The 18,357-nt window shown below is 70.6% G+C and carries 18 protein-coding genes; 11 read left to right on the top strand and 7 right to left on the bottom strand.

The window, feature by feature from the left end; all coding sequences use genetic code 11:
• Nucleotides 1–17 precede the first annotated feature (17 nt).
• On the top strand, nucleotides 18–428 hold the full coding sequence (locus tag AC1DWP_RS13880; RefSeq protein ID WP_477615059.1) for a PPOX class F420-dependent oxidoreductase: 411 nt from the start codon (nucleotides 18–20) through the stop codon (nucleotides 426–428).
• A gap of 68 nt (nucleotides 429–496) precedes the next feature.
• On the opposite strand, the gene AC1DWP_RS13875 is transcribed toward AC1DWP_RS13880, so the two are convergent.
• Nucleotides 497–913, bottom strand: a complete 417-nt coding sequence (locus tag AC1DWP_RS13875) for a hypothetical protein (protein ID WP_477615058.1) — start codon at nucleotides 911–913, stop codon at nucleotides 497–499.
• A gap of 486 nt (nucleotides 914–1,399) precedes the next feature.
• Between AC1DWP_RS13875 and AC1DWP_RS13870 the strand changes: the two genes are divergently transcribed.
• Nucleotides 1,400–1,648, top strand: coding sequence for a WhiB family transcriptional regulator (locus AC1DWP_RS13870; protein WP_477615057.1), 249 nt, complete (start codon nucleotides 1,400–1,402; stop codon nucleotides 1,646–1,648).
• 74 nt (nucleotides 1,649–1,722) lie between these two features.
• Here the strand turns inward: AC1DWP_RS13870 and AC1DWP_RS13865 are convergent, their stop codons facing one another.
• Together AC1DWP_RS13865 and AC1DWP_RS13860 are read right to left on the bottom strand one after the other, a co-directional pair.
• Nucleotides 1,723–3,216: a sensor histidine kinase gene (locus tag AC1DWP_RS13865; protein ID WP_477615056.1), complete on the bottom strand. Its 1,494-nt coding sequence runs from the start codon at nucleotides 3,214–3,216 to the stop codon at nucleotides 1,723–1,725.
• A gap of 115 nt (nucleotides 3,217–3,331) precedes the next feature.
• Complete coding sequence (locus AC1DWP_RS13860; protein ID WP_477615055.1) at nucleotides 3,332–4,042, bottom strand: MOSC domain-containing protein; 711 nt, start codon at nucleotides 4,040–4,042, stop codon at nucleotides 3,332–3,334.
• Nucleotides 4,043–4,106: 64 nt separating this feature from the next.
• On the opposite strand from AC1DWP_RS13860, the gene AC1DWP_RS13855 reads away from it, so the two are divergent.
• The gene (locus AC1DWP_RS13855) at nucleotides 4,107–4,523 is read left to right on the top strand and encodes a hypothetical protein (RefSeq protein ID WP_477615054.1); all 417 of its coding nucleotides are present in this window, start codon (nucleotides 4,107–4,109) and stop codon (nucleotides 4,521–4,523) included.
• Nucleotides 4,524–4,556: 33 nt separating this feature from the next.
• Here the strand turns inward: AC1DWP_RS13855 and AC1DWP_RS13850 are convergent, their stop codons facing one another.
• The gene (locus AC1DWP_RS13850) at nucleotides 4,557–9,491 is read right to left on the bottom strand and encodes an NAD-glutamate dehydrogenase (protein ID WP_477615053.1); all 4,935 of its coding nucleotides are present in this window, start codon (nucleotides 9,489–9,491) and stop codon (nucleotides 4,557–4,559) included.
• Between the two features lie 209 nt (nucleotides 9,492–9,700).
• Here AC1DWP_RS13850 and AC1DWP_RS13845 point away from each other — a divergent pair, with 209 nt between their 5' ends.
• The 7 genes from AC1DWP_RS13845 (at nucleotide 9,701) to AC1DWP_RS13815 (ending at nucleotide 13,707) form a co-directional block, all read left to right on the top strand.
• Entirely contained in the window at nucleotides 9,701–9,859 is a 159-nt protein-coding gene (locus tag AC1DWP_RS13845; RefSeq protein ID WP_170212756.1) for a DUF6131 family protein, read from the top strand.
• Between the two features lie 98 nt (nucleotides 9,860–9,957).
• Nucleotides 9,958–10,266 carry a hypothetical protein gene (locus tag AC1DWP_RS13840; protein WP_477615052.1) on the top strand — a complete coding sequence of 103 codons (309 nt, stop codon included), beginning with the start codon at nucleotides 9,958–9,960 and terminating at the stop codon, nucleotides 10,264–10,266.
• Nucleotides 10,263–10,799, top strand: a complete 537-nt coding sequence (locus AC1DWP_RS13835) for a hypothetical protein (RefSeq protein WP_477615051.1) — start codon at nucleotides 10,263–10,265, stop codon at nucleotides 10,797–10,799. Before AC1DWP_RS13840 ends, AC1DWP_RS13835 begins: the two co-directional genes overlap by 4 nt.
• Nucleotides 10,796–11,566 (top strand): LamB/YcsF family protein, encoded by a 771-nt coding sequence (locus AC1DWP_RS13830; protein ID WP_477615050.1) that lies wholly within the window; start codon nucleotides 10,796–10,798, stop codon nucleotides 11,564–11,566. The genes AC1DWP_RS13835 and AC1DWP_RS13830 overlap by 4 nt, the downstream gene beginning before the upstream one ends.
• 6 nt (nucleotides 11,567–11,572) lie before the next feature.
• A complete protein-coding gene (locus AC1DWP_RS13825) occupies nucleotides 11,573–12,253 on the top strand; it encodes a 5-oxoprolinase subunit B family protein (protein ID WP_477615049.1) in 681 nt (226 codons plus the stop codon).
• A complete protein-coding gene (locus tag AC1DWP_RS13820; RefSeq protein WP_477615048.1) occupies nucleotides 12,250–13,149 on the top strand; it encodes a 5-oxoprolinase subunit C family protein in 900 nt (299 codons plus the stop codon). The genes AC1DWP_RS13825 and AC1DWP_RS13820 overlap by 4 nt, the downstream gene beginning before the upstream one ends.
• A 66-nt stretch (nucleotides 13,150–13,215) precedes the next feature.
• Complete coding sequence (locus tag AC1DWP_RS13815) at nucleotides 13,216–13,707, top strand: DUF2505 domain-containing protein (RefSeq protein ID WP_477615047.1); 492 nt, start codon at nucleotides 13,216–13,218, stop codon at nucleotides 13,705–13,707.
• Nucleotides 13,708–13,795: 88 nt separating this feature from the next.
• On the opposite strand, the gene pruA is transcribed toward AC1DWP_RS13815, so the two are convergent.
• Nucleotides 13,796–15,424: an L-glutamate gamma-semialdehyde dehydrogenase gene (gene pruA, locus AC1DWP_RS13810; protein ID WP_477615046.1), complete on the bottom strand. Its 1,629-nt coding sequence runs from the start codon at nucleotides 15,422–15,424 to the stop codon at nucleotides 13,796–13,798.
• 96 nt (nucleotides 15,425–15,520) lie between these two features.
• Here pruA and AC1DWP_RS13805 point away from each other — a divergent pair, with 96 nt between their 5' ends.
• Complete coding sequence (locus tag AC1DWP_RS13805; protein WP_477615045.1) at nucleotides 15,521–16,336, top strand: alpha/beta fold hydrolase; 816 nt, start codon at nucleotides 15,521–15,523, stop codon at nucleotides 16,334–16,336.
• Nucleotides 16,337–16,371: 35 nt separating this feature from the next.
• Here the strand turns inward: AC1DWP_RS13805 and AC1DWP_RS13800 are convergent, their stop codons facing one another.
• Both AC1DWP_RS13800 and AC1DWP_RS13795 read right to left on the bottom strand, forming a co-directional pair.
• Nucleotides 16,372–17,796: a peptide ligase PGM1-related protein gene (locus AC1DWP_RS13800; protein ID WP_477615044.1), complete on the bottom strand. Its 1,425-nt coding sequence runs from the start codon at nucleotides 17,794–17,796 to the stop codon at nucleotides 16,372–16,374.
• A gap of 134 nt (nucleotides 17,797–17,930) precedes the next feature.
• Nucleotides 17,931–18,353 carry a DUF6912 family protein gene (locus tag AC1DWP_RS13795; RefSeq protein ID WP_477615043.1) on the bottom strand — a complete coding sequence of 141 codons (423 nt, stop codon included), beginning with the start codon at nucleotides 18,351–18,353 and terminating at the stop codon, nucleotides 17,931–17,933.
• Nucleotides 18,354–18,357 lie beyond the last annotated feature (4 nt).

Here is an 18,357-nt window from a genome sequence, read left to right as displayed (position 1 = left end):
CGGACTAGGGTCAGGAGGTGACTCTCACCCCTGACCTGGCCGCCCTCGGCGACGAGAAGTTCGTCTCCCTCACCACGTTCCGCAAGTCTGGCGAAGGCGTGCCCACCACCGTGTGGGTCGGCCGCGACGGTGACACGCTCGTCGTGACCACGCCGAGCGGCAGTGGCAAGGTCAAGCGGGTGCGCAACGACGAGCGCATCGAGCTGCAGCCGTCCAGCCGTCGCGGGACCATCGACAACTCCGTCCCGCCGGTGGCAGGCATGGCCGAGGTCGTGGAGGGCAGTCACGCGACGACCCGACTCGATGAGGTGATGGGCGCCAAGTACGGGCTCGAGTACCGCCTCGTCATGGGGATCGAGCGGCTGCTCCGCCGCGGCGCCCCGCAGCGCGTCATGCTGCGCATCACGCCGGCGCCTGACGCCGTCTGAGCCAGGCTCGGACCGGCCGGGCTCGGACCTGCCCGGGCGCGGCCCGACCCGGCCGTGGCACGGCCGGCTCAGTCCGTCGAGAGGTCTTCGGTGTCCTCGGAGTCCGTCGTCCTGGCCCGGATCGCCGCCACGATGCCGACCAGCGCCACGACGATGACGAGCGCACCCACGAGGCCTCGACCACCCTGCACGAGGCTCCAGCCGACGGGGAGCAGCAGCGCGTTCCAGACGACGGTCGGGGTGTTCGGCCAGTTGTCGCCGCGCAGCCAGCCCCGGGCCATGGCTGCGATCCCGACAGCGAAGACGGCGATCAACAACGCTGACATGACCACGCGCGTGACGTCGCCGGCTGAGTCCTGGGTCAGCTCCCAGAGGTAGAACACGACGAACCCCAGCAGCGTCACGACCTGCACGGCGCACACCCCTGCAGCAACAGAGCGGAACACGTCGCGAGGGCGGGACGGGGCAGGGGCCGGACTGGTCACGGGACTCAGGCTAGGCCCGCGCGCGGACGGCGCGCACGCGGCATACCGAACGTGCCCTCAGGTCAGCCAACAGGGGGCCGGCCATGCCACACGTGGGCTGTCGAGGCCACCCGCTGGGCGCGGATGACCGGGATTCGGACGCGCGAAATGGCCCTTGCGGGCCGTCTCAGTCCGACATGTGACCAACACCTCACTGTTACACGGGCGATATCTTGTGCTCAGACGCCCGAAACTGAGCCCGATCTGTGAGGCTGGAACAGAAACACCCGGCAACCCGTTGGCAGAAGTGCGTCCACCCCACCAAAATGGGTGCGCACGTGTTTCTCCCTGTGTGGACATGGGTCGGCTAGTCTTGCCGGTCGGCCCTGACTCTCAGGTGAACGACCCCGCACACCCCGCAATGACGCGTCCGTGCCGTGAGGTCCGCAACCCAGGGCCCACCACACGGACGCGAACCCCCCTGTCACCGCAAGGAGCACGATCTTCATGGACTGGCGCGACCGCGCTGCCTGCCTCGACGAGGACCCTGAGCTGTTCTTCCCGATCGGGAACACCGGCCCGGCGATCCTCCAGATCGAGGAAGCAAAAGTTGTGTGCCGACGCTGCACCGTTGTCGACGTGTGCCTCAAGTGGGCCATCGAGTCCGGCCAGGACGCCGGCGTCTGGGGCGGCATGTCCGAGGACGAGCGCCGCGCCCTCAAGCGCCGCAACGCGCGCGCCCGTCGCGCCGGCTGACCCGAGCGTTCCTCCACCGACTCACGTCGGCCGCACCACACAACCCCCACAACTGCACAGAACAGGGACCGCCGTCAGGCGAGCTCCCTCCCCAGTGGCCGAAGCCGCGCGATGAAACGCACCCGCGTCCCGTGCGGCTTTGCTGCTTCCCAGGTGATCCGGCCCCGCAGGTCCTGGATGAGCGACTGCACGATCTGGGTGCCGAGCCCCGAGCCACCCGGCCTGAAGTCGCCCGGCAGACCCACCCCGTCGTCGGTGATCGTCACGGTGAGGAGCTCGTCGCCGCGGTCGTCCGTCGTGCGGTGGGCCTCGACCTCGACGGTGCCTCCACCGGTCTCGGCGAGGCCGTGCTCGACGGCGTTCTGGACCAGCTCGGACAGCACCATGGCCAGGGCGGTCGCGTCCTCGGCGCGCAGCGTGCCGAACGACCCCTGCACCGCCGAGGTGATCGGGTGCTCGACCTTGGCCACCTCCGTGATGGCCTGGAGCCCTCGCACCGCGATGTCATCGAAGTCGACCGTCTCGTCGAAGCCCGCGCTCAGCGTCTCGTGGACCAGCGCGATGACCCCCACGCGTCGCACCGCCTCCTCGAGTGCCACCCGACCGGCCTCTCCCTCGGGCAGCCTCCTCGCCTGGAGCCGCAGCAGCGCCGCGACGGTCTGGAGGTTGTTCTTCACGCGGTGGTGGATCTCGCGGATGGTCGCGTCCTTGGTGAGCAGCTCGAGCTCGCGGCGCCGCAGCTCGGACACGTCGCGCAGCAGCAGCAGCGCGCCTATCCGGTGCCCCCCCTCGGTGAGCGGGATCGCGCGCATCGAGACGCTCGCGCCACGCGAGGTCACCTCGGTGCGCCACGGCGCCCGCCCGGTCACGACGAGCGCCAGCGACTCGTCGACCGGTGACTCGTCTCGCAGGAGGTCAGCCACGACCTGGGCCAGCAGCTCGCCGATGACGTCGCCGACGTGCCCGAGGCGGTGGACGGCCGAGAGGGCGTTCGGGCTGGCGTAGGACACGATCCCGTTGACGTCGAGCCGGATGACGCCATCCCCCACGCGCGGCGCGCCACGCCGCTGCCCGGTGGGCGCTGCCGTGTTGGGGAACTCCCCTGCCGCGATCATCCGCGCCAACGCGTCGGCGAGCGCCTGGTAAGTCAGCTCCAGACGGCTCGGCGTCCGCATCGCCGCCAGGTTGGTATGCCGCGTGATCACCGCGAGCGCACGCCCTCCGCGCACGACGGGGATGGCTTCCTCGCGGACCGGCATGTCGTCGCGGAAGATCGGGTCCTTCTCGCGGACGATGCGGAGGTCGAGGTACGACTGGTCCAGCAGCGACTGCCGCCCGCGATGCGTGCGACGGCCCACGACGTCCTCGAAGAACACCATCTGTCCAGTCGTCGGGCGGACGTGGGCGACGGCGAGCCAGCCCTCGATCCCGCCCGGCACCCACAGCACCAGGTCGGCGAAGGACAGGTCGGAGATGAGCTGCCAGTCACCGACGAGCAGCTGCAGCCACTCGACCTCGGCGGGCGCGAGGTCGGTCGCTGACTGGAGGACCTCGTTGAGGGTGGGCACGCGGGAAGCCTAATCGGCGAGACGTTGCCACCCACGGTGCGCCCGCCCGGCTCGCACCGTGCTCATCGGTTCGGGTCGGGCGGGGCCGGCGACTTCCGGGTTGTCGGCTGCAGGGTCAGGCGAGCGTGACGGGATCCCCCACCGAGATCGTGCCGGGGTGGAGGATCGAGGCGTACAGACCCGCGTTGAGGTCGTGGTGGTCGCTGATCGCCTTCAGCATGCCGCCGCGGGCGGCGAGGCCCACCTGCGCCACCCCGACCATGCGGCACCTCTCGATCGGCTCGGCGACGTGCACCCGCACCGTCCCGATGGCGACCTCGCGCCCGACCCACGACTCCTCGGCATACGGCTGATCGGTCCGAACCACGATGTTGGCGCGCAGGTGCCGCGGGTCCAGAGGTCGGCCGTCACCCTCGTGACGACCGAGCTCGGCGAGGGTGGCGCTGCCCACGATGGACAGCTGCGCCTGGTCCTGGTGCATCACGTCGGTCTCGCGTCGCAGGGTGACCGGCTCGCCGAAGTGCTCCGACAGCACCGCGTCGGCATCCGGTTGCCCGACAAGGACCTCCCTCCCGTCGGCCAACCGCACCACGGTGTCGCTGCCGAGCTTGACGGCAGCAAGCTCGAAGACCGGGTCCATCCGGCGGAAGCGCCGGGTGTGCTTGCCGCTGGCCAGCTTGCCGTCGGCGCCGTAGACGGCGTACTCGCGGTCGGCGAGCAGCCCCTCGCGCCCGACCTCAACGGTCGACAGGGTTTCGCCACCCATGGACTTCACCGGGTAGCGGGTCACCAGGACCACCTGGTACTTCGTCAGCTCAGCGGTCACCCGGGTCACCCTAACCGCACGATCACGCCACATCGCCGTCCATTTCCGCCTAGTCTCGCGGACCATGACCGACCAGCCTCCCGTTCCGCCGGCCGCGTCGCTGGGCACCATCCGGCTGACGATCCAGGGCAACGTGATGACCAGCAACGCCCTCACGCCCACGCTCCGCATCAACGGATACCCCGTGCCCACTCGCTACGGCACCCAGGACCTGCCCGTCTACGCCGGGCCCAACCACCTCGACATGCAGGCCCAGTGGATGCGGACCTACGGCCAGGCGTCCCTCGACACGACCGTGGCCCCCGGTCAGGTCGTCGAGGTCTGGTACGCCTCGCCCCTGCACCAGTTCGCGAGGGGCAACATCGGGTTCACCAAGCAGCCCCGTCCCGGCATGGGGTGCCTGTGGGTGGTGCTCGGCTTCGCCGCCCTGTGCGTGGCGGTGGTCGTCGTCGGGCAGGTCGTCAGCGCCCTGAGCCCCTAGGACCCGGGCAGGGCTGTCGGTTCGGCAAAGCCGTCAGGAGCTGGCTGCCCCGGAGCGGATCACCGAGCGCAGCGTGCGCAGGGCGACCGAGAGCGCGGCGATGTTGGGCTTGTCGAGCCGTTCGATGCCTGACAGAGCAGTCTTGGCGCGGGCCAGGCTCTCCGCGTTGGCCTTGGCCCACTGCTCGTAGCGCTCCACCGGTGTCGCGCCCGACGTCGACGCGTCGATCACGGAGCGCACCAGGCTCTCCAGCACGGCATACAGGTCGTCGCGCAGGGCGCCGCGCGCGAGCGCGTCCCACCGGTCGTCACGCGGCAGGTTGGTGACGCGGGTGAGCATCGCGTCGATGCCGAACCTCTCGGACAGGACGAAGTAGAGGGGTGCCACGTCGGTCGGCGCCTCCCCCGTGTCGGTGGCGATGTCGACGATGTCGAGCAGCGAGAACTGGTCGAGCAGGCTCGCGGACTTGAGCGCCAGGGCCTCAGGCACACCGAGCTTCTCCAGGCTCGAGGCGTTGCGCTGCAAGCGCTTGAGCTCGGCACCCTTGAGCAGGTCGTGGATCTGCGGGGCGAACTGGCCGACCACCTCGCCGAACCGGGCCACCTCGTTGGCGACGTCGAGGCGCGAGGGCCGCGAGGTGAGGAACCAGCGCATCGACCGGTCGATCAGCCGCCGGAACTCGAGGTACAGCTGGCTCTGCACATCGGTGGACACGACGTTGTCGAGGGCCTCGACCTCGTGCACGAAGCCCGGCAGGTCGAAGATCTCGCGGCAGACCACGAAGGCCCGGGCGATCTGCTCCGGCGTCGCGCCGGTCTCCTCCATGGCACGGAAGGCGAACGTGATGCCACCCCGGTTGACCATCGAGTTGACCACCGAGTTGGTGATGATCTCGCGCCGCAGCGGGTGCTCGGCGAGCTCGCCGGCGAACTGCTCTCGCAGGGCGGCGGGGAAGTACTCGGTCAGGGTCGCCTGGAACCAGGGGTCGTCGGGCAGCTCCGAGGGGAGCAGGTCCTCCTTGAGAGCCAGCTTCGCGTAGGCCACGAGCACCGAGAACTCCGGCGACTTCAGGCCCAGGCCGTCGGCGAACCGGCGGTCGATCTCGGTGTCGGTCGGCAGGAACTCCAGGGCACGGTCGAGGTCGCCGCGCTCCTCCAGCCAGTGGATCAGCCGCTGGTGGACCGGGAGCATGGGGTGCTCCTGGGCACGGGCGTTGCCGAGCAGCACGTTCTGCTCGTAGTTGTCGCGCAGCACCTGGTGGGCGACGTCGTCGGTCATCGACGCGAGCAGCGTGTTGCGCTGCTTGAGCGTCATGTCGCCAGCCTTGACGAGTGCGGTCAGCAGGATCTTGATGTTGACCTCGTGGTCCGAGGTGTCGACGCCTGCCGAGTTGTCGATCGCGTCGGTGTTCACCCGCACACCGTGCAGGGCCGCCTCGATCCTGCCGAGCTGGCTGAGGCCGAGGTTGCCGCCCTCGCCGACGACCTTGCAGCGCAGCTGCCCACCGTCGACGCGGATCGGGTCGTTGGCGCGGTCGCCGATGTCGGCGTTGACCTCGCTGGCGGCCTTGACGTAGGTGCCGATGCCGCCGTTCCACAACAGGTCGACCGGCGACTGGAGGATCGCCTTCATCAGCGCGGCCGGGGTCATCGACGTGGCGTCCTTGGGCAGGCCCAGCGCCGCGGTCATCTCCGAGGTGATGGCGATCGACTTGAGGGACCGGTCGAACACCCCTCCGCCCGCGGAGATCAGCGACGTGTCGTAGTCGGCCCAGGACGAGCGGGGCAGGTCGAACAGCCGCTGGCGTTCCGGGAAGCTCGTCGCCGCGACGGGATCGGGGTCGATGAAGATGTGACGGTGGTCGAAGGCAGCGACCAGCCTGATGTGCTCGGAGAGCAGCATGCCGTTGCCGAAGACGTCGCCCGACATGTCGCCGATCCCGACGGCCGTGAAGTCCTTGGTCTGGGTGTCATGGCCCATCTCGCGGAAGTGCCGTTTGACCGACTCCCAGGCCCCGCGGGCCGTGATGCCCATTGCCTTGTGGTCGTAGCCGGCGGACCCGCCCGACGCGAACCCGTCGTCGAGCCAGAAGCCGTAGGACTGCGCCACGCCGTTGGCGATGTCCGAGAAGGTCGCCGTGCCCTTGTCGGCGGCGACCACGAGGTAGGAGTCGTCGGGGTCGTGCCGCACCACCGAGGCAGGGGGCACGATCTGCGACCCGTCGCGGTTGTCGGTGAGGTCGAGCAGCCCTGAGATGAAGACCTTGTAGGACCCGATCCCCTCGGCCAGCCAGGCGTCCCGGTCGACCGTGGGGTCGGGCAGCTGCTTGGCGTAGAAACCGCCCTTGGACCCGGTCGGCACGATGACGGCGTTCTTGACCATCTGGGCCTTGACCAGCCCGAGCACCTCGGTGCGGAAGTCCTCCCGGCGGTCCGACCAGCGCAGCCCGCCCCGGGCAACCGGCCCGAACCGCAGGTGCACACCCTCGACGCGCGGCGAGTAGACGAAGATCTCGAACTGCGGCCTCGGAGCCGGCAGGTCGGGGACCTTCTTGGGGTTGAGCTTGATCGAGACGTAGGTCTTGTCCGCGCCCGACGCGTCGGCCTGGTAGAAGTTCGTGCGCAGCGTCGCCGTGATCACGCCGAGGAACGCGCGGATGATCCGGTCGTGGTCAAGGCTCTTGACGTCGTCGAGGTCCTTGGTGATCTGGTCGCACAACGCGCTCTGCGCAGCCTCGCGCTCGGGACCTGCCTCACCGGCATACCGGCTCGGGTCGAAACGGGCCTCGAAGAGGGCCACGAGCTTGCCCGCGAGCTTGAGGTTGGACGCGAGCGCGGACTCGACGTAGTCCTGCGAGAAGGTCGAGCCCGTCTGGCGGAGGTACTTGGCGACGGTGCGCAGGATGACGACCTGGCGCCAGGTCAGCCCGGCCCCGAGGACGAGCGCGTTGAACCCGTCGGACTCCGCCTGGCCGCGCCACACCGCGCCGACCGCGTCCTGGAACAGCTCGCGCAACCGGTCGCGACCTCCGTCACCGGACCACACCTTGTCGTTGCGGACCCGCAGGCCGAAGTCGTAGACCCAGAGGTTCACGCCGTCGCCGCGCGAGATCTCGTAGGGCCGCTCGTCGACGACCTCGACCCCCATGTGGGTGAACATCGGCAGCACCTGGGTCAGCGACAGGGGGCTGCGGCGGTAGAGCTTGAAGCGACGCTCGTTGGCCGGGGCGCCGGGCTCCTGGTACATGTTGAGCCCGGTGGAGTCGTCGCCCTCGAGCGCGTCCATGTGCCGGATGTCGGCCACTCCGATGCGGGAGGTGAAGTCCTCCTTGTAGGCCTCGGGGAAGGCGCGGCCATAGAGACCCGTCAGGCGCGCAGCCGCCTCCTCGCCGTGCTCGGTGCGGGCGGCCTCGCTGAGGTCCTCGTCCCACGTGCGGGTCGCGTCGACGAGCTGGCGCTCGAGCACAGCCTCGTCGATCGGCGGGATCGACTCGCCCGCCGGTACGCGGACGACGAAGTGCAGCCGCGCCAGCACGGACTCGGAGACCCGGGTGGTGAAGTCCACCGTGGCACCCGGAAAGGCTTGCCGCAGAATGGATTCCATCTTGAGTCGCACCGCGGTGTTGTAGCGGTCGCGCGGGATGTAGACGAGGCAGGACACGAACCTGCCGAACCGGTCGCGACGCAGGAAGAGCTTGGTCTTGCGGCGCTCCTGCAGGTGCAGCACCGAGGTCGCGTTGTCGTAGAGCGCCTCCTCGTCGGCCTGGAACAGCTCGTCGCGCGGGTAGTTCTCGAGCACCTCGAGGAGGTCCTTGCCCGAGTGCGAGTCGGGGAGGAACCCGGTGCGCTGGAAGATCGCGGAGACCTTGTCGCGCAACACCGGCACACGGGTCACCGACTCGGTGTAGGCGCTGGAGGTGAACAGGCCGAGGAAGCGCTTCTCCCCCGTCACCTCACCCGAGACGTCGAACTGCTTGACGCTCACGTAGTCGAGGTAGGTGTTGCGGTGCACGGTCGCCCGCGAGTTCGCCTTGGTGATGATGAGCAGCTCACGGGCCCGCGCCACGACGCTGGCCTGCTCGCTCAGCAGCACGCCGTCGCCCGGGCGGTCGTAGCGCAGCAGCCCGAGCCCGGTGCCCTGGACGGCCTCGAGCCGGTCGCCGTCGGAGCCGCGCTCCAGGGCGTACTCGCGGTAGCCGAGGAAGGTGAAGTGGTTGTCGGCGAGCCACTCGAGGAGCCCGTGGGCCTGCTCGACCTCGTCGTCGGGGATGCCGGTCGGCGGGGAGTCCACCAGGTCCTTGGCCACCTGCGAGCAGGTGGCCTTCATCTTGGGCCAGTCCTCGACCGCCTCGCGGACGTTGCCCAGCACGCGGCGCAGCCCCTCGGCGACCTCGGCGCGCTGTGCCGGGTCGCTGTCGCGGTCGATCTCCAGGTGCATCCACGACTCGCGGACCAACCCGAAACCGCCGTCGCCCGAGCCGTAGGACCCCGCGGTTGACGCGGCGTCTGCGTCACCCAGCACGAGCTCCTCGAGCTCACCCGTGGCGTTCCGGCGCACCCGCATCGTCGGGTGCACGACCAAGTGCACCGAGCGCTCCATCCGCTGGAGCTCGGCGCTCACCGAGTCGACGAGGAAGGGCATGTCGTCGGTGACGATCTGCACGACCGTGTGGCCGCTGGCCCAGCCCTGCTCCTCGACCTCGGGGTTGAACACCTCGACCTTGGCGGTGCCGACCGGGCGGTCCTGGGCCAGCTCCCGGTGCGCCATCGCCGCACCCAGCAAGTCCTCGGGCGCCCGCGCCAGCAGGTCCTCGGTGGCCACGTGTCGGTAGTAGGTGCGCAGGAACTGCTCGACCGCCTCACCACCCCCGTGGTCCGCGCGTTCTGCGGCGGTGTGCAGGAGTTGCTGACGGGACTGCTCCAACGACACGGACATGGCTGTCGACTTCACCCTCACGTGGATCGTCATGCTCGGTGGTTCGTCATGCACGGTGGATCGTCATGCACGTGGCCGCACCACGATGTGCGCCGCAACCGAGACTAGCGCTCGTCGCACGCACGCGGCACACCCCGCCCCACCAGCCTCTCGCACCGCTTGTTTGCGCAGGTCAAGGTGTGTTTTTTCGGAATCTATGGTGAGGTGGGGTGTTTGCATAACACGAACAGAAGGAGCTCCACGTGATCATCCTCGGCATCGTCTTGCTGATTCTCGGCCTCTTGGTCGCCAGCCTCAAGGTCCTCGTGACCATTGGCGCCATCCTCATCGTGGTCGGGCTGGTGCTGGCCGTCCTGGGTGGCACCGGTCGGGCCATCGGTGGCCGGAAGCACTGGTACTGATCGGACTCAGTTCGTGACGAACGGCCCCCGGAGTGCCCACTTCCAAGCATGTGGGTATCTCCGGGGGCCGTTGCCATGCCTTCACTACAGTGATGGGTATGCCGCCCGCTCCGGCCGATCCCGACCGTCTCCGCTCCCTCGGCGCGGCCCTGGGGCCGTTGCGCGAGTGCGCAGGACAGGGTGCGGAGGAGCTTCTCGCGCAGTTCCCCGAGGTGGGCCACCGTGAGACGCAGTCGGCTCTCGACGCCTGGGTGGAGCAGGCAGCCGACCTGCTGCGAGAGATCGACGCGACGGCATCCGACCTGGCCGACGTGTTGCGGGTCGCGGCGCTGAACGTGGGTGGCTCGGGGTCCGACGCCGACGGGTCACGCACGTCGACCCGCACCTTCGGTGAGGTGTCCCGGTGACGAGCACGGTCATCGGCGACCCGGCGTCGTGCTCCCAGCTCGGCGGCACCCTGCGGCGGCTGGCCACGCGGCTGCGCACCGCGGGCCGAGCGGCCCACGACGCCTTCGACCAGGACTCCTTCGAGGCTGGTGAGGGCGCCCGCCCGCGAGCGGCGCTCGTGCCGGCCCGACGTCGCGTCGACCTACTCGACGCCGCCGCGGCGGCGGCGGCCCGCGAGGCCGACGGGATCGGCTCGGCCCTCCAGGCCCATGCCAGCGACCTCGCCGAAGCCATCGCCCAACGCCGCCTGCTCATCGACCGCGCCGAGGCAGCAGGACTGCGCGTCGCCGACGGTGAGCTCGTCCCCGCCTGGGGCGTCAGCGGTCTCGCGGACGGCACGACGAGTGCCCGCCAGGAGGCCCAGCGCGAGCAGCTGCAGGCCCAGCTCGACGCGGTCGCCGCCATGGTCGGGCAGCGCCGCCAACGGCTTGCCACGACCCTGCGCGAGTCGCACGGCGTGCTCGCCGCCCACGCCGAAGCGCTGCGCCGATGACGACGATCGACCTCAACGCAGACCTCGGGGAGTCGTTCGGGCGGTGGACCCTCGGCGACGACGAGGCGATGCTCGACGTGGTCACGAGTGCCAACGTCGCGTGCGGCTTCCACGCCGGTGACCCTCGCGGGCTGCTCCGGGTCTGTGAACAGGCCGCCGGACGCGGCGTGGTCATCGGGGCGCAGGTGGGCTATCGGGATCTCGCCGGGTTCGGTCGCCGGTTCATCGACGTCGATCCCGCTGACCTCATGGCCGACGTGATCTACCAGATCGGTGCGCTGCAGGGCATCTGCCTGGCCGCCGGCACCGTCGTGCGCTACGTCAAACCCCACGGGGCGCTCTACAACGCCCTCGTCCACCACGAGGCCCAGGCCGCCGCCGTGGTCGAGGCCGTGCGCAGGGTCGATGCGTCGCTGCCGCTTCTGGGGCTGCCCGGCTCGGTGCTGCTCGGCCTGGCCTACGCCGCCGGGCTGCCGACCGTCACCGAGGCCTTCGCCGACCGCGCCTACCTGTCCGATGGCAGCCTCGTCCCGCGCAGCCGCGACGGAGCCGTGCTGCACGACCCCGACACGGTCGCGGCGCGGGCGGTGCGCCTGGTCGTCACCGGCGAGGTCGAGGCCGCCGATGGAGCGCCGCTGCGGATCGACGCAGCCTCGCTCTGCGTCCACGGCGACAGCCCCGGAGCGGTGTCCATGGCCACCGCGGTCCGCGCCGGTCTCGAGGCCGCCGGTGTGAGGCTGGCGCCGTTCGTCGCGGTCGCCGGCTAGGACGTCGTGAACGGGCGGGTGCTGCCGAGCGGCGAGCACGCGGTCCTCGTCGAGCTCGACTCCCTCGACGAGGTGCTCGCACTGCACCACCACCTGTGGGTCCGGGAACGGCCACCCGGTCTGCTCGACGCCGTGGTCGGGGCACGGACCCTCCTGCTCGTCACGGCCTCGGCCCGTGACCTCGCCGGCGTGCGCCCCGAGGTCGACCGCCTCCTGGCCGGAGCGGACCGCCTCCCGGCGCGGACCGGGGACCCGAAGCTGCCGTCGGAGTCGGTGCTGACCGACGCCGACGACAGCGACGTCGTCGAGATCCCGGTGCACTACGACGGGCCCGACCTCGACGACGTGGCCCGGCTCACCGGCCTGACGCCCGACGAGGTCGTGAGCGCCCACACCGGTCGGCCCTGGCGGGTGGGCTTCGCCGGGTTCGCCCCCGGCTTCGCCTACCTCGTCGACGGCGACCCGCGGCTGGACGTCCCGCGGCGAGCCACCCCTCGGCCCCGGGTCCCGGCCGGCGCGGTCGGACTGGCCGGCGAGTTCAGCGGGGTCTATCCACGGTCCTCCCCCGGTGGGTGGCAGCTGATCGGCCACACCGACGAGGTGCTGTGGGACCTCGACCGCGAACCCCCGGCGCTGCTGCGACCTGGGCTGCTCGTCAGGTTCGTCGACGCCGGAGGCGACCGGTGACGGAAGGCGGGCACCCGGCATACGCCCGCCTCGAGGTGGTGACGCCGGGGCCGCTCACCCTCGTCGAGGACCTGGGCCGGCCGGGCCTGGCATCGCTCGGCGTGGGCCCGTCGGGCGCGGCCGACCTGGGCGCCTTCACGCTCGGCGCGCGGCTCCTCGGCCAACCCACTGACCGCGCCGCGCTGGAGTGCCACCACGGCGGGCTCACCCTGCGGGCGCACGGCAGCGTCACCATGGTCCTCACCGGTGCGCCGGGCCCGGCCACCGTCGACGGGACCCCCGTCGGGTATGCCGCGCCGTTCCTGGTGCGCGACGGCTCGGTCCTGACGGTCGGGCCCCCGACCGCTGGCGTTCGCAGCTATGTCAGCGTCCGGGGCGGCATCACAGTGTCATCGGTCCTCGGATCCCGTTCGTACGACACGCTTTCCCACATCGGCCCGGCCCCACTTCGGGAGGGCGACCTGCTCCCGGTCGGGTTCACTGCGGGCGAACCCCTCGTCGACGTCGCCCCCGTGGTCGTGCCCTCTGCCGGCACCGCGACGCTCGACCTGGCACCGGGACCCCGGAGCGACTGGCTCGGCGACCTCGCCGCGCTCACCGAACCCGCCTGGCTCGTGGACGCCGCGAGTGACCGCGTCGGGGTGCGTCTGGACGGCCCCACCCTCAGCCGTGCGGCCGGGTTCGAGGGCCGAGAGCTGCCCAGCGAAGGCGTCGTCCGCGGAGCCGTGCAGCTGCCGGCCGACGGGCATCCAGTTCTGTTCCTCGCCGACCACCCGGTCACCGGTGGCTACCCCGTCGTCGGAGTCCTCACGTCCCGCTCCGCCGACGCAGCCGCCCAGCTCGTCCCCGGTCAGCCCGTGCGTCTGCGGCTGGTGTCGTCGCGGTCCTCACGATGACGTGGCTACGCTGACGACGCGACGTCCGCCGCACGGCGGGCACAGACCCGCGACAGGAGAAGACGCATGAAGATCGCCAAGTCGATCGAGTACGCCGCCAGCCCGGAGGAGGTGTTCGCGGTCCTGTCGGACGTGAAGTTCCAGGAGGCGAAGTGCGCCGCCACGGCAGCCATCAAGCACTCCGCAGGCGTCGAGACCGTCGGGGACCACACCGTCATCACGACCATGCGCATCCTGCCGAGCGACGGCTTGCCCGACTTCGCCAAGTCGATGGTGGGCGAGACCCTCAAGGTCACCGAGACCCAGGACTGGGGCCCGGCAGGGCCCGACGGGAGCCGCCGCGGCACCGTCGCCATGGCCGTTGCCGGGGCCCCGATCGCCCTCACGGGGACGCTGGCGATCGCTCCTGGAGGGGCGGGCACGGTCGAGCAGCTCGAGGCCGAGCTCAAGGCCAAGGTCCCGCTCATCGGCGGCAAGATCGAGAAGGCTGCCGCCCCGCCGATCGAGGAGGCCATCGACATCGAGGCGACGACCGCGCAGGAATGGCTCGCCCGCTAGCGGTGAGGAACGCCGCGTGTCCGCGCGCGGCATACGGAAGGGCTTGGAACCACAACGGTTCCAAGCCCTTCCGTGTGTTGGCGAGTCCTCAGCCCATGTGCGGGTAGGCGTGCTGCGTGGGCGGGTTGAAGGTCTCCTTGATCGAGCGCGCGCTCGTCCACCGCAGGAGGTTCTGGGCCGCGCCGGCCTTGTCGTTGGTGCCCGACGCGCGTCCGCCACCGAACGGCTGCTGCCCGACGACGGCACCCGTTGGCTTGTCGTTGACGTAGAAGTTGCCCGCGGCGAAGCGCAACCGGTGCGTGGCGTCGGCGATGACCATGCGGTCCTGGGCGATGATCGAGCCAGTCAGGCCGAACGGCGCGAAGCTCTCCATCTGGTCGAGCACCTTGTCGTACTGGCGGTCCGGGTAGACGTGCACCGACAGGATCGGGCCGAAGTACTCGGTCCGGAACGACTCGTCGGTGGGGTCGTCGATCTCCAGGACGGTCGGGCGGACGAACCAGCCCTCGCTGTCGTCGTAGGTGCCACCGGCGACGACGTCCACGCCGGGAGTCGCGTGGGCCCGGTCGATCGCGGCGCTGTGCTTGGCGAAGGCCCGCTCGTCGATGACCGCACCCATGAAGTTGGACAGGTCAGTGACGTCGCCCTGGGTCAGGCCATTGGTGATCGACACCAGGTCTGCCTTGATCTTCTTCCACAGCGACCGGGGCACATAGGCACGTGAGGCGGCCGAGCACTTCTGGCCCTGGTACTCGAACGAACCGCGAATCATGGCTGTCCGCAACACATCCGGGTCGGCCGACGGGTGCGCGAGGATGAAGTCCTTGCCTCCGGTCTCGCCCACCAGGCGCGGGTAGGTGCGGTAGTTCGGCAGGTTGGCGCCGACCTCCTGCCACAGGTGCTGGAACGTCGGGGTCGAACCGGTGAAGTGGATGCCGGCGAGATCACGGTCCGCCAGCGCGACCTTCGAGACGTTGAGGCCGTCGCCGGTGACCATGTTGATGACCCCGGGCGGCATGCCCGCTGCCTCGAGCAGCGCCATCGTCAGGTTGGCGGCGAACTGCTGGGTCGGGCTCGGCTTCCACACGACGGTGTTGCCCATGAGGGCCGGTGCGGTGGGGAGGTTGCCCGCGATGGCCGTGAAGTTGAACGGCGTGATCGCGTAGACGAAGCCCTCGAGCGGCCGGTGGTCGGTGCGGTTCCAGATGCCCTTGGAGTTCAGCGGAGGCTGCTCGGCGAGGATCTGGCGCGCGAAGTGCACGTTGATCCGCCAGAAGTCGATGAGCTCGCAGGCCGCGTCGATCTCCGCCTGGTAGGCCGTCTTGGACTGTCCGAGCATCGTCGCGGCATTGAGGTGGGCCCGCCACGGTCCGGACAGCAGCTCGGCGGCCTTGAGCAGGATCGCCGCCCGGTCGTCGAAGGACAGGGCGCGCCACCCGGGGGCCGCCGCCTTCGCCGCGTCGACCGCCGACTGGGCGTCGCCGACCGTGGCGTTGCGCATCGTGCCGAGGACCTTGCGCCGGGCGTGCGGCTGCCGCACCTCGATCTTCTTGCCCGCCCCCATGACCCGCTTGCCGGCGATGGTGTGCGGCAGGTCGATGCTCGCGCTGCCCAGCTCTGCGAGGGCGACCTCGAGCGAGGCGCGCTCGGGGCTGCCCGGCGCGTAGTCCAGGACGGTTTCGTTGACGGGGACGGGCACCTGGGTGACGGCATCCATGTGGGCAGGCTCCTCGGGGTCGCTTCGGTGGCTCGGGCGCGGCTGCAGTCCAAACAGCTCTCTGGGGCAGCGCAGCGCCCACCTATGGTGTCACGTATGCCGCCCGCCCTCGACGCCGCCGACCTCGCCTACCGCTGGTCCGGATCCGCCGACCCAGCCACCCCGACGATCGTGCTGCTGCACGGGCTGGGCGACTCCGCCGACTGCTGGCCCGATGCCGTGCGCCGCTGGTCACCCAGCTACCGCGTCGTCGGGCTGGACCTGCTCGGCCACGGCCGCTCCCCACGCTTCACGCCGGAGCAGCGCGCCTCCGAGGACCCGATCGAGCACATGTATGCCGCCGCGCTCGCGACGCTGGAGCACCTCGCCTCGGCCAGTGGTCCCGTGGCCCTCGTGGCGCACTCGATGGGTGGCGGTATCGCGACAGCCCTGACCGCTCGCCGCCCCGACCTCGTGCGGGCCGCAGTCCTCGAGGAGCCCGCCTGGCGCGACCCCGAGCTCCGGGTGCAGGGCCCGTCTGTCGTCGCCGAGCGGATCGCAGACTGTCGGGCCTTCGTCGACGACCCCCAGGGCCAGCTCGCCCAGGGTCGGGAGGACAACCCCACCTGGCCCGAGGAGGAGTTCGCCCCGTGGGCGCAGGCCAAGACCGAGGTCGACCTCGACTTCCTGGGCCTCGGAGTCGCCTCCTTCACGCGGCCGTGGGAGGAGTTCGTCGCTGCGATCGAGGTGCCGACATTGGTCGTCATCGGCGAGCGTTCGACGTTGCTGCCTGAGCCGATCAGACTGCGTGCGAAGGCGATCGGCAACCCGCACGTGCGGATCGAGGTGCTGGACGCCGACCACTGCGTCCGCCGGGATGTGCCCGAGGCCTTCCACGCGCTGGTCGACCCCTGGCTCGCCGACCAGTTCTGAGCGTCGGCCCGATCCCCCGTTGTTCGGAGGACGCGTCAGGCTTTCACGAGGGACGACACGACCTGCTCGGTCGCCCCATAGAGGCGCTCGACCTCGCCGGGATCGGCGGCGATGGCTGTCACCCCCAGCCTGCCGTCGACGCGCAGGCAGCTGAGCATGTGCAGGACGACACCGACTCGTCGGACCGGGTCGAACTCCAGGCCCGCAGCGGCGACCGCGTCGATGACCTGTCTCGGCCTGAGGCTGGTCCACGACGGGTCCATGAACCCGTCCGAGGAGCGGTAGCATCGCCGGCCGGTCCCATCGTGCAGGTCGTAGGTCCCGGTCGCGGCGTCGTAGGTCCCCGGCGCCAGGTGGCGCAGGGCGGCGAACGGGTGTGTGGTGCCGCCCTTGCGCAGGTTGACCTCCAGCGCATGCACGTCCCACTGGCCCCGGCGCCGCACCGCGAGGAAGTCGATGCCGAGCCGACCACGGGCTCCCCGGTCGGCCAGCCACCTACCCACGGCCACGGCGTACTCGCCGAGCCGCGCGGCGTAGGCGGGGTCCGCCGGGAAGCGGCAGCCCGAGTAGACCTGACCGTTGTCGCCACCGAGAATCTGCTCGTGGGTCGACACCACGCGCACGGAGCCGTCCGGCAGGACGTCCACCTGGGCGCTGGGGCTCTGCACGCGACGACCCACCAGCAGCTCCTCGACCACTGCACCGGCGTCGAGGTCGGCGAGGTACCACGGCGGGAGGGACTGCTCGAGCGCGACGACGAGATCGGCGGGTTCGATGGCGTGGCCGGACGCGTCACGGACGGCGACCACGACGTTGCCGTCACCTGCTCCGCTGTTGTCGTGCTTGACGACCACGGACGAGAGCTCGGGTCTGGTCCGGCGGATCTCCGCGACCGCCCGGGCAACGCCTGCCACGTCGTGGACGTCCTCGATGCCGGCCGGCGTGGGCACGCCGACCTCGTGGAAGAGCCTGCGCCCGGCACTCTTGAAGCCCAGCGGCCACAGCCCTGGATCGGTGCCGTTGATCGGCGCCCCGATCGCCCGCGCCACCTCGAGCTCGGTGTCGGTGACGTTCCAGGGCTCGATCACGGTGAGTCGGTCCTCGGTCAGCCGGCGCAGCTGCTGCATGACGTCCGGCCGGTCGAGCAGCTTGGCCGACACGCCGCGCGCAGTGTGGTCGTTGACGGTGACGACGTGCAGCCGCTCGAGCATGCCCCCCGGGCGGTCAGGCGACCCGAGGCGGTCGTAGTACTCGAGGACCTCGGGCTCCGGGGCCTGACAGGTCACGAACACCAGCTCGCAGCCGGGAATCCTGGGGATCATCAGGGCGGTGAGCAGGTAGCGGTGCTCGTAGGCGCCGAGGCGGGTTGCGTAGTGCGCCAGGAGGCTGTCGGCCAGGCTGAAGGCGGGGAGGATCACGACGACGTGCGGGATCGTCGAGCCTGCGAGGTTTGCGGCCATGGCTTCGGACAGCCTGGACTGGCGCTCCGCGTCGCCCAAAACATCGCCTCCCGACTCCCTGCCACGAGCATCGGGGTGGTCGGACGGCCCGTGGAACCAGCGTTTTCCGTATCCGCCCAGCCGTGCCGACCCCGTCAGAGGAGGCGAAGCACCTCGTCGAGCTCGGTGGCGTCGTACCAGAGGAGGTCCTCCATGCCCTGGTCGCCAGCAGTCTCGTCGAGGTGGAAGGACACGATCCGCGACAGCGGCACCGGGGTCGACACGGTCACCGCCCCCAGGCCCTCTCGAGCACCGTCGGTCGACACCGACCCCGGGTCGACGTCGGCGGCGGCCACCACCCGCTTGGCGACACTGGTGCCCTGGAGCCCGGCCGCGGCCTCGACGGCCTCGGTCAGCGCGGCATACTCCCACTCCTCCTCCAGGCCGGTCGGGTCGGCACGTTCGACGCGTTCGGTGACGCCGAAGGCGGCGACCGGCGCGGGCCCGATCTGCCGCTCGGCGGCGAGCCGACGCAAGGCGTCGGGGAGGAGCGGCACGTAGATCCGGGTCTGCGTCATTGTT

The organism is Pedococcus sp. P2_F6 (assembly GCF_056403675.1).
The sequence above is the reverse complement of the archived record's forward strand: the minus strand, read 5'-3'. Positions and strand labels throughout refer to the sequence as shown.

Coding starts and splice junctions, on each gene's coding strand:
- AC1DWP_RS13870 (WP_477615057.1), top strand. CDS start 1,400: ATGGACTGGCGCGACCGCGCTGCCTGCCTCGACGAGGACCCTGAGCTG.
- AC1DWP_RS13855 (WP_477615054.1), top strand. CDS start 4,107: ATGACCGACCAGCCTCCCGTTCCGCCGGCCGCGTCGCTGGGCACCATC.
- AC1DWP_RS13850 (WP_477615053.1), bottom strand. CDS start 9,491: ATGACGATCCACGTGAGGGTGAAGTCGACAGCCATGTCCGTGTCGTTG.
- AC1DWP_RS13840 (WP_477615052.1), top strand. CDS start 9,958: ATGCCGCCCGCTCCGGCCGATCCCGACCGTCTCCGCTCCCTCGGCGCG.
- AC1DWP_RS13830 (WP_477615050.1), top strand. CDS start 10,796: ATGACGACGATCGACCTCAACGCAGACCTCGGGGAGTCGTTCGGGCGG.
- AC1DWP_RS13815 (WP_477615047.1), top strand. CDS start 13,216: ATGAAGATCGCCAAGTCGATCGAGTACGCCGCCAGCCCGGAGGAGGTG.
- pruA (WP_477615046.1), bottom strand. CDS start 15,424: ATGGATGCCGTCACCCAGGTGCCCGTCCCCGTCAACGAAACCGTCCTG.
- AC1DWP_RS13805 (WP_477615045.1), top strand. CDS start 15,521: ATGCCGCCCGCCCTCGACGCCGCCGACCTCGCCTACCGCTGGTCCGGA.
- AC1DWP_RS13800 (WP_477615044.1), bottom strand. CDS start 17,796: ATGGCCGCAAACCTCGCAGGCTCGACGATCCCGCACGTCGTCGTGATC.
- AC1DWP_RS13795 (WP_477615043.1), bottom strand. CDS start 18,353: ATGACGCAGACCCGGATCTACGTGCCGCTCCTCCCCGACGCCTTGCGT.